Annotated in this window: 13 protein-coding genes and 1 pseudogene; 3 read left to right on the forward strand and 11 right to left on the reverse strand. The window is 68.3% G+C overall.

Features of this window, described 5'->3' with window-relative positions; translation table 11 throughout:
- Positions 1–12: 12 nt before the first annotated feature.
- Positions 13–912, reverse strand: coding sequence for a LysR family transcriptional regulator (locus ABT313_RS42835; protein WP_350866538.1), 900 nt, complete (start codon positions 910–912; stop codon positions 13–15).
- 72 nt (positions 913–984) lie between these two features.
- Between ABT313_RS42835 and ABT313_RS42840 the strand changes: the two genes are divergently transcribed.
- Positions 985–1,854, forward strand: a complete 870-nt coding sequence (locus ABT313_RS42840; protein WP_350866540.1) for an EamA family transporter — start codon at positions 985–987, stop codon at positions 1,852–1,854.
- Between the two features lie 21 nt (positions 1,855–1,875).
- On the opposite strand, the pseudogene ABT313_RS42845 reads toward ABT313_RS42840, so the two are convergent.
- The 4 genes and pseudogenes from ABT313_RS42845 to ABT313_RS42860 all read right to left on the reverse strand — a co-directional run.
- Positions 1,876–3,873: pseudogene (locus ABT313_RS42845) on the reverse strand (alpha-galactosidase); the annotation flags it as partial.
- The gene (locus ABT313_RS42850; RefSeq protein ID WP_350866541.1) at positions 3,870–4,682 is read right to left on the reverse strand and encodes a carbohydrate ABC transporter permease; all 813 of its coding nucleotides are present in this window, start codon (positions 4,680–4,682) and stop codon (positions 3,870–3,872) included. The pseudogene ABT313_RS42845 and the gene ABT313_RS42850, both read right to left, overlap by 4 nt.
- On the reverse strand, positions 4,679–5,533 hold the full coding sequence (locus ABT313_RS42855; protein WP_350866543.1) for a carbohydrate ABC transporter permease: 855 nt from the start codon (positions 5,531–5,533) through the stop codon (positions 4,679–4,681). Before ABT313_RS42855 ends, ABT313_RS42850 begins: the two co-directional genes overlap by 4 nt.
- Complete coding sequence (locus tag ABT313_RS42860) at positions 5,517–6,809, reverse strand: ABC transporter substrate-binding protein (RefSeq protein WP_350866546.1); 1,293 nt, start codon at positions 6,807–6,809, stop codon at positions 5,517–5,519. The genes ABT313_RS42855 and ABT313_RS42860 overlap by 17 nt, the downstream gene beginning before the upstream one ends.
- Positions 6,810–6,883: 74 nt before the next feature.
- Between ABT313_RS42860 and ABT313_RS42865 the strand changes: the two genes are divergently transcribed.
- Both ABT313_RS42865 and ABT313_RS42870 read left to right on the forward strand, forming a co-directional pair.
- Positions 6,884–8,095 (forward strand): ROK family protein, encoded by a 1,212-nt coding sequence (locus tag ABT313_RS42865; RefSeq protein WP_350866548.1) that lies wholly within the window; start codon positions 6,884–6,886, stop codon positions 8,093–8,095.
- 103 nt (positions 8,096–8,198) lie between these two features.
- On the forward strand, positions 8,199–11,042 hold the full coding sequence (locus ABT313_RS42870; protein WP_350866550.1) for a discoidin domain-containing protein: 2,844 nt from the start codon (positions 8,199–8,201) through the stop codon (positions 11,040–11,042).
- A 174-nt stretch (positions 11,043–11,216) separates the two neighbouring features.
- Here the strand turns inward: ABT313_RS42870 and ABT313_RS42875 are convergent, their stop codons facing one another.
- The 6 genes from ABT313_RS42875 to ABT313_RS42900 all read right to left on the reverse strand — a co-directional run bounded on the left by ABT313_RS42875 (position 11,217) and on the right by ABT313_RS42900 (position 15,243).
- Positions 11,217–11,903 (reverse strand): NADPH-dependent F420 reductase, encoded by a 687-nt coding sequence (locus ABT313_RS42875; protein WP_350866552.1) that lies wholly within the window; start codon positions 11,901–11,903, stop codon positions 11,217–11,219.
- Positions 11,900–12,937: an LLM class flavin-dependent oxidoreductase gene (locus ABT313_RS42880; protein ID WP_350866554.1), complete on the reverse strand. Its 1,038-nt coding sequence runs from the start codon at positions 12,935–12,937 to the stop codon at positions 11,900–11,902. Before ABT313_RS42880 ends, ABT313_RS42875 begins: the two co-directional genes overlap by 4 nt.
- Before the next feature lie 86 nt (positions 12,938–13,023).
- On the reverse strand, positions 13,024–13,386 hold the full coding sequence (locus ABT313_RS42885) for a sigma-70 family RNA polymerase sigma factor family protein (protein WP_350866556.1): 363 nt from the start codon (positions 13,384–13,386) through the stop codon (positions 13,024–13,026).
- 12 nt (positions 13,387–13,398) lie between these two features.
- Positions 13,399–14,259, reverse strand: coding sequence for an RNA polymerase sigma-70 factor (locus ABT313_RS42890; RefSeq protein WP_350866558.1), 861 nt, complete (start codon positions 14,257–14,259; stop codon positions 13,399–13,401).
- Between the two features lie 13 nt (positions 14,260–14,272).
- On the reverse strand, positions 14,273–14,485 hold the full coding sequence (locus tag ABT313_RS42895) for a hypothetical protein (protein ID WP_350866559.1): 213 nt from the start codon (positions 14,483–14,485) through the stop codon (positions 14,273–14,275).
- Between the two features lie 2 nt (positions 14,486–14,487).
- Positions 14,488–15,243 carry an SDR family oxidoreductase gene (locus ABT313_RS42900; RefSeq protein WP_350866561.1) on the reverse strand — a complete coding sequence of 252 codons (756 nt, stop codon included), beginning with the start codon at positions 15,241–15,243 and terminating at the stop codon, positions 14,488–14,490.
- Positions 15,244–15,360: the final 117 nt, after the last annotated feature.

Raw genomic sequence — 15,360 nt, forward strand, 5'->3', positions numbered from 1 at the left:
TCTTCTTGCCGATTACGAGCGGCTTGCGGAGGGTCGTTTACGAGTGGGCGAGAGCAGGTTGAGGACGAAGGCGAGGGGGGACCAGTTGGTGCGGCCTCGGCGGGTTAGGGCGTAGGCGCGCATTCGGGGTTCGGGGGTGCGGAGGCGGCGGAGGGAGATGCCGGTGGTTTTGGGGTAGGTGGCGGGCATGAGGGCTACGCCGAGGCCGGCGGTGATCATTTCCTGGACCAGTTGAAGGGTGTCGGCTCGTTGGGTGATGCGGGGTTCGAAGCCGGTGAGGGCGGCCAGGGTGCGGATGACGTGTTCGTCGGCGGTGTGGCGGGAGTTGACGATCCAGTCGCTGTCGGCGAAGGCGGCGATCAGGTCGGCCGCCGTACCGCTCGACCGGCGCGAGTGGGAAGGTACGGCGAGGCCCCACGCGGACTCCCAGAGCGGAGTGGATTCGAGGGCCGGGTCGACCGCGGCCGGCGCGAGGTTGTAGTCGTAGCTCAGCGCCAGGTCGACCTGGTCGCGCTCCAGCAACGCGAGCGCCTCGGGTGGCTCCTGCTCCTGGATTTCCAGTCGTACGGCGGGAGGCAGCTGGGCCACGATCGGCAACAAGCTGTCCCGGATGACCGTATGGAAGGCGGCCACACGCACAGTCCCGGCGGGCTCGGCCGACGGATCGAGGTCGGCGCGCGCGGCCTCGTGTGCCGCGAGGATGTCGACCGCGTGAGCGGCGAGCCGCCGACCCGCCGGAGTCAGCCGGACGCGGCGGCCGTCCGGCTCGAGGAGCGGCGTCCCGACCTCCTTGGCGAGCGCCGCGATCTGTTGCGAGACGGTCGACGTGGTGACGCCGAGCGTCGCCGAGACCGCATGCATCGACCCCTGCCGGGACAGCGCGAGCAGCAGCTCGAGGCGTCGTACATCCATTCACTAATCATGAACGGTCTGTCCAGGATTATCACGTGGACGCGAAGGAATCAGCGAGCTTCACTGGAGGACATGAGCACACCTGACACCCGGACCGGCGTGGCCTTCGCGGTCCTGTCGATGACGATGGTCCAGCTCGGGCTGGCCGCCTCCGTCGGGCTCTTCGACCAGGTCGGCCCGGAGGGCGCCGCCTGGCTGCGGCTGGCCTGTGCCGGATTGATCGTGCTCGTGCTGTTCCGTCCGCGCCGCAGCTCGTTCGACCGCAACTCGTTCCTGGCCGCGGTCGGGCTCGGCATCGCGACCGCCGGCGTGACGCTGCTGTTCATGGCCGCCGCCGCCCGCCTGCCCCTCGGTACAGCGAGCGCTCTCGAGTTCCTCGGCCCGCTCTCGGTCGCAGTACTGCGGAGTCGCGGCCGGCTGATCTGGCCCGCACTGGCGTTCGTCGGCGTGATGCTGCTGACCCAGCCGTGGCACGGCTCGGTCGACGGCCTGGGCGTCCTGTTCGCGCTCGGCGCGGCCGCGTGCTGGGCGGCGTACATCGTCCTCACCCAGCGCGTCGGCGGGAGCGTCACCGGCCTGCAAGGCATGGGCGTCTCACTGCCAGTAGCCGCGGTCGTCGCCACCGCGGTCGCCGGGCCGAGCACGATCCCGGTCATGACGTGGCAGCTGGTCGTGATCGGTTTCGGGCTGGCGCTGCTGCTTCCGGTGATCCCGTTCAGCCTCGAGTACCTGGCGCTCCGCAAGCTCGACGCCGGCGTGTTCGGCACGTTGATGAGCCTCGAGCCGGCCCTGGCCCTACTGGTCGGCTGGATCTTCCTGAGCCAGTCCCCCGGTCTCCTCCAGGCCGTCGGCATCGCCTGCGTAATCACCGCCGGCATCGGCGCCGAACGCGCCGCGCGCCCTGAAGTGAAGGAGCTCGCTGGCGTAGTCGCCGGTCAATGACAGGTGTACGCCGCTGGACATCAACGCCGCACCGGACAGCTCGCCATACGCCGCATCCGGATCCAGCCCGCGAAGCCTGACCGGCAACGCCGGACTGTCGAACTGCTGAGCCTCCTGATAAACGATCACGACCGACTCCCGCCGATCATCCGTCACGTACTGAACAGCTGACACCCCACGCCCGGGTTCGCCGAGCCGGTACTGCGCGCCGTGCTGGATCACGTGCCGGACCGACTTGTACTCCGCAATCAGGTCCCGCGCCAACGACAGCTCGTCGGCCGACCACTCGGTCAGATCGCCGCCGATCCCCAGCACCCCAGCCATCGCCACGTGGAACCGGTACCGCAGCGGCACGGTCCGCTTGTTGATGAACGTCGGTACGTCGGTCACCCAGCACGACATCGTCCGCGCCGGATACACCTGGCTGAACCCGTGCTGGATGTACCGCCGGTCCAGCGCATCGGTGTTGTCCGACGTCCAGAACTGGTCCGCCCGCGCCATCATCCCGAGGTCGACCCGCCCGCCCCCACCCGAACACGCCTCGATCGCCACCCCGGGATGCTTCGCCCGCAACGCATCGATGATCCCGTACACCGCGGTCACGTGATCGAACCAGATCCGCCCCTGCCGCGACGGCTCGGCCGGCCATCCGGTGTCCGCGAACGGCCGGTTCATGTCCCACTTCACGAACTGCAGATCGTTTGCCGACAGCAACGAGTCCAGCTGCTCGAACGCCCACGCGGCGACATCCGGCCGAGCCAGATTCAGCACCAGCTGGTTGCGGCGCAACGCCGGCGGCCGGCCCTCGAAGTGGTAGACCCAGTCCGGATGCGCCCGGTAGAGATCGGAGTCCGGGTTCACCATCTCCGGCTCGACCCACAGCCCGAACCCCATCCCGAGCGCCTGCACCTTCGCGATCAGCGGCTGCAACCCGTTCGGGAACCGGTCCCGGTTCACCCACCAGTCGCCCAGCCCGGTCCGGTCGTCCACCCGGCCGCCGAACCAGCCGTCGTCGAGCACGAACAGCTCGCACCCGAGATCCGCGGCCCGCGTAGCCAACTCGACCTGCCCGGCCTCGTCCACGTCGAAGCCCGTCGCCTCCCACGAGTTGAACAACACCGGCCGTACGTCGCCGGCCCCCGGCAGCACGTGCTTCAACGCGTACGTGTGCCACGCGCGACTCGTCGTACCGAAGCCGCCGGCACTGAACAGCCCGGACGACACCGGCGTCTCGAGCTCCTCACCCGGCTCCAACGGCCGCGGCCCGAAGTCCTCGTGCCCCCAACCGAACAACGCCTGCACCGGCTCGTCGATCTCGTACTGCGCGAGCATCCGCCACGACCCGCTCCAGTGCAGCGCCGCGCTGTAGACCTCGCCGTACTCCTCGGTCGCCGTGCCGTCGTCGATCGCGAACCACGGATTCACGTGATGGCTGGTGATCCCGCGCCGACTCTCGAGCACGAACCGCCCTTCACCGAGCGCATGCCGACTCAGCCGCGTCTCCGCCGCCCATCGCCCGGTCAACGTCGACATCCGGTACGTCGCCTGCTCCGGCAGCACCCATGCGGCCGAGTCCAGCCGACGGACGTCGACCGTCGCGGCGGACTCGTTCCGCACGGTCACCCACCGATCGATCACATCGCTGTCGTCGTACACGCGGTAATGCAGACCGACCCGCACATCGCCGGCCGCGAACTGCAGCTCCAGCTGACGTTCGCCGATCACGTGCCCTGCGAAGGACCATGCAACACCTTGGTCCCCGAGCGACAACGCAGCCCGCCCGAACTGCAGCCCCCCGTCGAGCGGATACTCCTCGTGCCCGTTCGCCGCCGACCGGAAGCTCGTCCACTCCGCGTCCAGCCGCGCTGCCGTCGAACGCGCGAGGTACTCCGCATCGGCGACCGTGATCGGTGCACCCCAGTGCGTGTGGATCGGGATGTCGTCATCACCGAGGTACGCCGAGTACGACGTACCCGGCGTCCTGATCAGCAGGACCCCATCGGCGAAATGGATGCTCATTTGACCGCCCCCGCGGTGAGACCGGCGACGAACTGCTTCTGCAGCGCGACGAAGAACAACAGGACCGGCAGCGACGCGAGGAACGAGAACGCGTACAACGTGCCGAAGTTGGTCGAATACTCCCCGACCGAGCGGTAGACGCCGACCGTCACCGTGGTCCCGGCCTCGGGACCGAGGACGATCAGCGGGGTCAGGAAGTCGTTCCACACCCATACCCCGAGGAAGATCATCACGCTCGCCGCGGCCGGCCGCAGCGTCGGGAACACCACCTGCCAGAACAGCCGGAACCGGCTCGCGCCGTCGATACTCGCCGCCTCCTCCATCTCGACCGGTACGCCGCCGATGAACCCGGCGAACACGAACACGCCGAACGGCAGGTAGTACGCCACGTTCGCGCAGACCACGCCGACCACCGAGTTCATCAACCCGACCGCGCCGAGCACCTGCGTGATCGGCTGCAGGATCACCGCCGGCGGAATCATCAACCCGGACAGCAGCATCAGCAGCGCCGGCCGCGTCCAGCGTGCGGTCGAGCGGACCAGGTAGTGCGCCAACATTGCCGAGAGCAACGTCAGCGCGACCACCGAGAGCACGGTGATCTGCACGCTGTTCAGCAACGCCGACCAGTACAGCCCGTCCTCACGGCCGAGGACCGCACCGAGGTTGGCGGCGGTCGGCGGCACCGGCAGTCCGAGCGGCGACGACTGGATATCCTTGACCGGCTTCAGCATGCCGGTCACGACGACGTACACCGGGAAGAAGAACAGCGCGGCCAACGCGACGGCGCCGATCGGTCGCAGTGCCCTCACAAGTGCACCTCCCGGCGCCGGAGCACCCGCAGTACGACGCCGCTCAGCGCGACGATGATCGCGAGCATCACGGTCGCCTCCGCCGCGGCGAACCCGATCCGGTCACCGCGGACCCCTTTCTCGATGACGTCGAACGCGATCGACGCGGTGGTGTTGCGGCCCGGTCCGCCGTTGGTCAGCACGAGGATGTGCTCGTACACCTTGAAGCCGCTGATCAGCAGCATCACCGTGTTGATCGTCACCGCCGACGCGATCATCGGCCAGGTGATCGACCCGAACCGCCGCCACCAGCCGGCCCCGTCGACGATCGCCGCCTCGTACAGCTCCCGCGGTACGCCGTTGAGCCCCGCGAGGTAGACGACGACGCAGAAGCCGAGCATCTGCCAGCAGATGATCCCCGAGATCGAGTACAGCGCGATGCCCGGATCCGACAGCCAGCCGACCTGGTCCAGCACTCCGCCCGGCCGGAGCATGCTCTGCCAGATGACACTGACCACGATCCCGCTGAGGATCACCGGCGTGAAGAAGACCGACCGCAGCAACCGGTACAGCAGCGTGTTCCGGTTCAGCAGCAACGCGATCGCCAGCCCGAGGACATTCGGTACGACGACCACGATCGCCGTCACCACGAACGTGTTCTTCAGCACCAGCCAGAACTGGTCGTCGCCGAACAACCGCTGGAACTGGTCGAACCCGACCCAGTGCGTGGCGGCGGCGAACCGGTTCCGGTCGGTGAACCCCAGCCCGACGGTCCAGCCGATCGGAACCAGCACCAGCAATCCGTACAGGAACAGCCCGGGCAGGGCGAAGCCGGCGAACTCACGGACCGACCGGCTACTTGAGCGACGCATATTCCTTGTTCAGTTTCGTCACCGCGGCCTTGGCGTCCGACTTCCCGTTCAGCAACTCGACCGCGATCTGCTGCACCGGCACCGTCATGTCCGCGGGCAGCCCGTTGTCGCCCTGCTCGATCGACAGGGCGGGCGTCACCGTCTGGTCCTGCACGGCCTGGTTGTAGATCGCGAGCGTCTCCTTGAACAACGGCCCCATGTCGGCCGGCGGCTGGTAGCCCTTGATCGTGTTGAACGTCCCGTCGGCCTTGGTGAACGCGTCCGACGTCTCCTTGTCCTTCGTCCACTCCAGCGCGAACTTCTTCGCCAGGTCGACGTTCTCGGCCTTGGCGCTGACGCTCAGCCCGCCGCCGGTCAGATTCGGTACGACGGCCTTCCCGTCGTCCGACGGCCAGGCGAACACGCCGACGCCGAACTTCGGCTTGTCGTTGTCCGCCGACGTCGCGAACCACGAGCCCATCGGGTACATCGCCGCGGACCCGGCACGGAACGCCTTCTCGTGGTCGGCGTACGAGCGGCTGGTGCCCTGCTTGTCGAGGTACCCGAGCTTGGCCAGCTGCGCGACCTTGTCGGTGGCCTTCACGAACGCCGGGTCGTCGAACGTCTTCGAGCCGTCGGTGATCTGCTTCGAGAAGTCCGGATCGGACAGGTAGACGTCGGTGCCGACCGTGCCGACCCACGTGTACATGCTCGCGAACGTGTCCTGACCGCCGCCGCCGACCGCGATCGGCGTGATGCCGGCCGCCTTCAGCTTCGCGCAGTCGGCGAGGAACTCGGCCCAGGTCTTCGGCGGGGCGGTGATCTTCGCCTTCGCGAGGTCGTCCTTGTTGTAGTACAGCAGCGACTGGGGCTGGGCGTTCGTCGGCAGTTGGTAGATCTTGCCCTTGATGGCGCCCGAGGTCGGGTCGGCGAAGTCCTTCAGGTCGTCCTGGGTGAACTCGGCCAGCTGGCCGCCTTCGGCGAAGCCCTGCGGGTTCACCGCGATCATGATGTCCGGCAGCTGACCCGAACTGGCCAGCTGCTTCGCGTACGTCGTGCGGTCGACGTTCGGCGTGACCAGCTTCTTGATCTTCACGCCCGGGACCTTCTGCTCGACCCGCGCGATCGCCGAATCCCACAGCGAGGCCGGCAGGTTCGGCGTCTCGAACGTGAGCATCGTCAGTTCGACGGTGCCGCCTCCGCTCTTGGCGCCGTCGGCGGGTTTGCCACCTTGCGTACAGCCCGCAAGCGCTACCGTCAGAAGGGCCGCCAGGGTGACCGTCAACCGTGATCTCATCAGGTTCCTCTCGACGGCGCATAATATGCAATCTAGTTAGCAATATCGGCGCGAGCATAAGGACGATTCATCGGATGAGTCAAGATCGAGCCCCCGACGGGCGTACCGGCGATTCGTCGCTGCTGCGCAGGCTCAACCTGTCCGCCGCGCTCGGCGCGTTCCTCGCGGCGGAGTCGCTGACGCTGCGCGAGCTCCGTGCGGTCGTCGGCGTCTCGAGACCGACCGCCGAGGACCTGCTCGCCGAGCTGCTCACCGAAGGTCGCGTCGAGGAGACCTCCGCCCCACGTACCCCGTCGTCCACGCGGGCCGCCGGGCGCCCGGCCCGGCACTTCCGCTTCCGCGCCGAGTCCGGGTACGTCGCCGGCCTGGACATCGGCGCGCACAAGGCGCTGGCCGTGGTGACCGACCTGCGCGGCAACCTCCTCGCGACCCATCGGGTCTCGCTGGACCCCGCACTGCCCGCCCCCGACCGGGTCCGCGCCGCGATCGACGCGGCGCGGGCGAGCTGGTCGCAGGCCCGGATCGCCGCCTCCGACATCACTGGCGTCGCCTGCGGGGTTACCGGCGCCCTGCGGGCCGGCGAAGGGGTGCACGACGTCCGCGAAGGGCCGGTCGGCTCGGCGCTGGCGCCTTACTCGCTGCCTGGATTCACCGAGATCGACGTGGCCGGCGAGCTGTCGGCCGGACTGGGCAGGCCGGTTGCCGTGGCCAACGACGTGAAGCTCGCGGCGCTCGCCGAGCACTGGAAGGGCGCGGCGCGCGACTACCGCGACATCGTCTACATGTTCGCCGGCCACCGAGCCGGCGCCGGCGTGCTGATCGACGGCCAGGTCCACCAGGGCCGGCACGGCGCCGCCGGCGAAATCGGCGTCTTCCCGGCCCTCGGCTGGGCCCCCGCGATGGAGCGCCTGCACGCCCGCGGCAGAGAACTCGCCGCCGAGACCGCCGTCCTGGCCTCCGGGCGGGAGGGTGAGCTGGTGATTGCTTCGGCGGCTCGGCAGGATCCGGAGAGCCTGGACGTGTTGATCGAGTTCGCGGAGGTGCTGGCGCGCGGGGCGGCTGTGCTCGCGCTGGCCGTGGATCCCGAGGTGATCGTGCTCGGCGGCGGTATGTCGCGCGGCGGGGCGATCATCGCCGAGCCGTTCCGGCGCGAGCTGGCGAAGCTCACGCTGGTCCCGATCGACGTGGTCAGCTCGACGATGGGCGCGGACTCGGTCGCGCTCGGTGCGGCCCGGATGGCGCTCGACACGGTGGTCGCGGAGCTGTTGGCGGTGCCGGGGTCTTGACCGGGCCGGGTCGGGCGATGAAAGATCGGATCTCTGAATAGGCAATCTGGTTGCCCTAATTCTTCAGAGATTCTTCCGCCCAGCTGGAAGTGAGAGATCACCGATGGCCCTGCGACTCCCCCGCATCCTCCTGCTCGTCCTCGCCCTCCTCGCCACCCTTCTGACCACACTCGTCTCCGGCAGCCCCAGCGCCCGGGCCGAGGTGGAGAACCCGCGCCAGCAGTGGCTGCGCGACTCCACCGCCGGCCTGTTCCTGCACTGGGGCATGTTCACCGCTCCCCGCCACACCGACTGTGCCGCCTGGGAGCGGGACGTCACCGCCGGCGGCTGGAGCGCGGACTACTGGGTCGACGAGGCGCTCAAGCTGCACGCGTCGTACATCGTGCTCGCGACCTTCCACAGCCGCCTCGGGTACGCCCGGCCGTGGCCGTCGAAGATTCCCGGTAGTTGCTCCACGCAACGGGACTTCCTCGGCGAACTCGTGGCCGCGGGCAAGGCCAAGGGCGTGCACGTGCTGCTCTACATGACCGACGACCCGCAGTGGCACAACGAGGTGCCCGGGGTCGAGACGCTCGACTCGGCCGCGTACTCGGCGTACAAGGGTCAGCAGGTCGACCTGACCACGCGGCAAGGGTTCGGGATGTACAGCTATGACCTGTTCCACGAAGTCATGGACGACTACCCCGACCTGTCCGGGTTCTGGATCGACAACGACAACGAATACTGGGAACAGCACGGACTGTACGAACAGATCCGGCAGCAACGGCCCTCGTGGTTGCTCAGCAACAACAACGAGGACACGCCGATCATGGACACGGTCAGCAACGAGCAGAAGACCGGCATGACCCCGGCGTACGACTATCCGCAGGCGACGTTCACGCCGATGCCGCGGCTGACCGAGGCCGACTACAAGCTCCCGACGAGCGGCCAGTGGTGGTACGACGGCAGCGACAGCAAGGTCGACTACGGGCTGAGCGTCGGCCGGTACGTCGCGAACGCCGGCTCGTCGATCAAATCGCTGATGGCCGAGACCGCGATGGTCAACGGGAAGTTCCCGCCGCAGCAGGTCGCCTTCAACAACTTCATGGCCGACTGGCTGCCGCCGATCGAGTCGTCGCTGGCGAAAACCCAGGGCGGCGGATACATGTACGGCGGGATGCAGCCCGGTTTCTGGAACGACGGCGCGCACGGCGTGATCACGCTCGCCGGCAACACGCAGTACGTCCACGTGCTGACGAAGCCGGCGTCACAGGACCTGATCAGGCTGCGGGACAACGGCTATCGGGTGACCGCGGTGTCGGATGTCCGCACGGGGAAGCAGTTCCGCTTCAACCAGTCCGGCGGCTATCTGAGCATCCTCGGCGTCACTTCGTGGGACACCTACGACACTGTCTTCAAGGTGACCACCTCGGGACAGACCGGTGTGTATCCGAACAGCATGCTCGAGGCAACAGCTTCGTCCTCGGCCGCGGGGCATCCCGCGTCCGCGCTGGTGGACGGCAGCTACCCGTCGTACTGGGATGCCGACGGCAAGTTCCCGGTCTCGATGACGCTCGACCTCAAGCGGCCGCGGTCCGCGACGTACCTCGCGGTGAACCAGACCGAGTGGTCCCCCACCCACGCTCGCGAATCCTTCGGTCGGCCCGAGGATTCGGCCCGGATCAAGGACTACAAGGTCTCGGTCAGCATCGACGGACGGCACTGGAAACAGGTCAGCGCCGCCGCCATGCCCAGCCGGCGCGGAGTCCAGTTCATTGACATCGGCAACCAACTCGCGCGGTATATCAAGCTCGACGTACTCAACACGTGGGCGGGAGCGCAGTCCCCGACGTACTTCGGCAAGCTGAAGATCGACGAGATCCGCGTCGGGTACGCGTACCCGCAGGCGCTGCACGATCCGGTCCCGCTGGAGGCCGAGTCGGTGCGAGGCACGCACGTACGGCGGTGCGCAGCCTGCTCCGGATCTGCTGCTGTCGTGGGCGGGGCGACGTACCGGAACCTCCAAGCGCCGGCCGATGGCTCCTACAAACTGGAGCTCTACGGAACGCCGGCCAAGGACCGCGCTTACCAGGTACGGGTCAACGGGGCCGCTCCGGTGAGCGCGACCCTGGACCCCGGCAACCCCGAGGTGCCGACGAGTATCGCGATTCCGGTGCAGCTCAAGGCCGGTGCCAACGTCGTACAGATCACGGGTGATTCGCCGCTCGACCGCATCACGGTCGGCCCGCTCCCACCCGCGTCGGACGTGCCGAAAACCACGATGACCGTGCAGCCGTCGGGCATCGTGTGGGTCGGCCCGGGGCAGCAATCGGTGACCGTCTCGGCGAACCTTCGCCTGGACGAGGATGCGGTGGACAACGTCAAGCTGTCCCCCACCGCACCGGCCGGCTGGACCGTCACCGGCGCGCCGGTCACGGCATCCCGGCTCCGCCTCGGCCAGGTCATCTCCGGGACCTGGACCCTGACCGGCTCCACAGCCGCACAAGTCCCGATCGACGTCACCTTCGAGACCGTTGGCCTCCCCCACAAGATCTCGAAGACCGTCCCGATCCAGATCCGCCCGGCGGACCGCATCTTCATGCGCGAAGCCGAAAGCTCCCTCAACCAGATCGGCTCCGCCGGCATCACCAGTTGCGGCCCGTGCTCCGGAGGCCAGAAGGTCCGCAACCTCGGCGGCGCCGACGATGCCCACGTCGTCTTCCCCGACGTGACAGTGCCTACCGAAGGCGACTACACGCTCTACATCGACTACACGGTCAACGGCACCAAGTCGTACTTCGTATCCGTCAACAGCGGCGCCCCCGCCGAGGTATCGGTCACGGACATCGGCAACAACACAGTCCGCACCACGACCGTCCCCATCCACCTCACGGCCGGCGCCAACACCATCCGCATCTACAACCCGGCCGACTCCGCCCCCGACCTCGACCGCATCTCCATCGGCTAGCCAACCCGCGCGCAGGCTTGGCACCTGACCCAATTCGGCTAGCAGACCCATCACGTTGGGGGTTCCCCACCCGTACTCCGGGTGGGGAACCCCCTGTTTGATGGGTCTGCCAGGGAAACGCCGCAGGATCCCGGGTGGGCCGCGGGGTGGGTCGCGGGGTGGGTCGCGGGCGAGTCAGGCGACGTTCTCGGTGGCGGCGCGAGCTGCGGCTGCCTCTTGGGCCTGGACGGTCCGGGGATAGCGGGTCAGCATCTCGCGGAGTTCGGAGGCGGCGACGTTGGCGCCGAAGGGTTCGGTGCCGGGCTCGAGGCGCTTGCCGTCGGCAAGCGAGTCGGCGACGACCGGATCGAATCCGAGGGCGTCGACAATCGCGGCGACCTCGGCCGCGTCGGCAGGCTCACCGGCGATGGCGATCGCCTTGCGATCAGCCGCAGCTGAGGGGCGAGAGCCCTCGTCGAGGTCGTGGTAGCCCATGTGGTTGAAGGCCTTGACCACGCGCGACTCGGGCAGGAAGTCCTGGACGAGCTCCGACGACGACGTCCGCGGATCGGTCAGGTCGTCGCGGATGCCGTCGACCTCCCACCAGTAGTTCATCGCGTCGATGACCAGCTTGCCGCGCAGCTCGTCGACCGGGATCGTCCGGTACTTCCCGAGCGGCAGCGCCAGGATCACCACATCGGCCTCCGCCGCCGCTTCGGCAGCGGTCGTGGCCACGGCACCCGGCGTGACAACCTCCACGATCAACGCGATCTTGGAAACGTCGCCCGAGCCGGCGATCAGCACGCGATACCCGGCCGCGATCGCGAGCCGGGCCAGGACAGTCCCGACCTTCCCGGCCCCCAGAATCCCGATCGTCGTCACTTGGACTCCGCGAGCATGTCGCGCACCAGCGGGATGACCTTCGTGCCGTACAGCTCAACGGCCTTCATCCGAGCGCTCACCGGCAACGGACCGCCCGAGTAGATCAGATCGAACCGCGAAACCCCGAGCGTCCCCACCGCATCCGCGATCCGGCGTGCGACGGTCTCCGGCGACCCGACGTACATCGATCCGTGCAGTACTTCGGACTCGAACTCCTCGCGCTTCAACGGCGGCCAGCCGCGCAACGCGCCGATCCGGTCCCGCATCACCTTGTACGGAGCGTAGAAGATCTCCTTCGCCTGCTCGTCGGTCTCCGCGACGAACCCCGGCGAGTGCATGCCGACCGGATGCGCGACCGTCCCGAACTGCTCCGCCGCCCGCTTGTACAGATCCAGGTACGGCGCGAACCGGTCCGGCGCCCCGCCGATGATCGCCAGCATCAACGGCAGTCCGTAGTACGCCGTACGGACGACGGACTGCGGCGAACCGCCGACCCCGACCCAGGTGTTCAGCCGGCCGGACTCGGTCTTCGGGTAGATGTCGGCATTGTCGAGCGCGGCCCGAACCGTGCCCTCCCAGGTGACCGGCTTCTCGTCGAGCAGCTGCACGAACAACTGCAGCTTCTCCTCGAACAGCTTGTCGTAGTCGGCCAGGTCGTACCCGAACAGCGGGAACGACTCGGTGAACGACCCGCGCCCGAGGATCACCTCGGCCCGCCCGCTCGACAGCGCGTCGACGGTCGAGAACCGCTGGAAGACCCGCACCGGGTCGTCCGAGCTCAGCACGGTGACACCGGAGCCGAGCTTGATGTTCGACGTCTTCGTCGCAATGCCGGCCAGCACGGTCTCCGGCGAGGAGATCGAGTACTCCGGCCGGTGGTGCTCACCGAGCGCGATCGCGTTCACGCCGATCTGGTCGGCCAGGACCGCCTCGTCGACCACCTGCCGGATCGCCGCCGCGTCGGTCACCGGCGCACCGCTGTCATCGACGGGAATGTCCCCGAAGCTGTCCAGCCCGAAGGCCAACTCAGGCATGCTTCCCACTCTCCTGTCCGCTCACCACAACAAGTCTAGGTTGACACGTCAACACCAGACCAGGGGGGTTCATTCCCCAGGACAGGTCACACCCAGTGCCGCAGCTTGTCCGGGTTCAGCACGATCCAGACCGCGGCGACCTTGGCGCCGGTCACCTTCAGACTCACGACGGCGACGACGCGCCCGTCGCCGCGCAGTACGACGCCCGGCTGGCCGTTGACCGCCTCGACGGTCAGCGACATCTCCGGATGCACCTCGAGCACGGTGGACACGCACTCCGCGACCTGCGCGATCCCCCGCACCGGGCCCGGCGCGGCGAACACCTGTCCGCCGCCGTCGCTGACCGCGATCACCTCAGGCGCCAGCAAACTCCGGATCGCCCCCGGGCTGCCGGTCCGGCAGGCCATGGCGAACCGGTGTACGACGGCATGATCGCCCCGCTTGAACACATCTCCTCCAGCTCAAGCGACCGCGGTGATCTTCGCCGGGTTCATCATCCACAGCACCTCGTCGATGCCGTCGTCCGACGCGATCACCGTGCACACCGCGAACATCACCCCGTCGCGCTCGAGCATCGCGACCGCCTGGCCGTTCGCCCGGCCGAACTCCACCGTGACACCGACCCAGAACCGTGACTGGAACGCCCGGTGGTACTTCGCCACCCGGTCCCGCCCGACGACCGGGAACTTCGACGCACGCGCCGCCCCGCCGCCGTCGGAGTAGCTGATCGCGTCCTTGGCCAGCAACTGCTCCAGATCGGCGAGATCACCCGACCGCGCCGCCTCGACGAAAGCGGTCAACAGCTTCTTCTGCTGGCTGCCGGTGACCTCGGTACGGCGTTCCGCGCGGATCCGCTTCCGCGCTCGACTGACCAACTGTCGCACCGCCGGCTCTGTCGACTGCAGCATCGTCGCGAGCTCGTCGTACGGATAGTCGAACGCCTCGCGCAGGATGTACGCCGCCCGCTCGGTCGGTGACAGCCGCTCGAGCACGAGGAGGACCGCGAAACTCAGGGCCTCCCCGCGCTCGGCGCCGAGGTACGGATCGGCGCTGGTGTCGACCGGCTCGGGCAGCCACGGCCCGATGTAGGTCTCCCGCCGGGCCCGCGCGGACTGGCTCGCGTTGATCGCGAGCCTGGTGACCGCCGTCGACAGGTACGCGACCGGACTCTCGACCTTGCTCCGGTCGGCGGCCTGCCAGCGCAGCCACACCTCCTGGACCAGGTCCTCGGCCTCGGCGTGGCTCCCCAGCATCCGGTACGCGATCCCCATCAGGCGCGGCCGCACCTCGTTGAAGACGGCGACCGCGTCGTCGAGCTCCATCGGCACCTTTCTGTCAGCTCCCAGTAGCGTACGGCGGCTCGTCGCCTTCGAGCGCCTGGATCGCGCCGCGCAAGCTGTTCAGATCCGCCGTCTCGGCCTGCGCCTCGTACGGATCGAGCACCCAGTCGAGCTCGTCGTCGTCCGGTACGGCGCCGGCCGCGTCCAGCTGGATGTCGGCCTCGACCTCGACCTCGAGGTCCCGCAGGGTCGGATCAGCTTCGCTCATCGTCATCGACCGGCCTGGGCCGCGTACCACTCGTCGTAGTGCAGCTCGCCGAGGGTGGCGGGCCCGACGGGGACCAGGCTGCGCTCCTTCAGCTCGGCGCCGAAGTACTGGGCGTGCGGGTCGGAGACGACCTCGCGGGTGTCGCCGCGCTCAGCCAGTGCCTTCCGGAAGAACTCGTCCATCCGGTACTCGTCCGGTCCGGCGATGTCGATCCGGGCGTTCAGCGGCTCGCCCACCGCGACCTTCGCGAGGTTCTTCGCCACGTCCTCACCGGCGATCGGCGCCCACGCGACCGGTGCGATGTGCACCTTGCCCTCGTCGTCGGTGCCCGAGTCCGCAGTCGGCCCGACGAACTCGAAGAACTGCGTCGAGTGCACCAGCGAGTACGGCAGGCCGGAAGCCTTGATCAGCTCCTCCTGGGCGATCTTCGCGGCGAAGTAGGCGTTCTCCGGCATCCGCTCGGTGCCGACGATCGAGATCCCGACGTGGTGCCGGACCCCGGCCGCGTCCTCGGCCTGGAGCACGTTGCCGGTCGAGGTCTTGAAGAACTCCATCACCGGCCCGGCCTCGAACGACGGCGAGTTGGCGACGTCGATCACGACGTCGGCGCCCTTGAGCACGTCGGCCAGGCCCTCGCCGGTGATGGTGTTGACACCGGTGCTCGGCGCGGCCGGCACCGCCTCGTGGCCGTGCTCGGTGAGCTTCGCCACCAGCTTCGTGCCGATCAGGCCGGTGCCGCCGATGATGACGATCTTCATCGCTGATCCCCTTCGGTTGTTTCCCGTGTCTTTGCGCTGTCATCAGGTAAGACAGGGCACCCGCCGGGCTTGTGACAGTCACACTGCGGGCCTGTGTCCTGTCTCACTGATGACCTC

Origin of the sequence: Kribbella sp. NPDC000426, assembly GCF_040300265.1 — a bacterium.
GTDB lineage: Bacteria > Actinomycetota > Actinomycetes > Propionibacteriales > Kribbellaceae > Kribbella.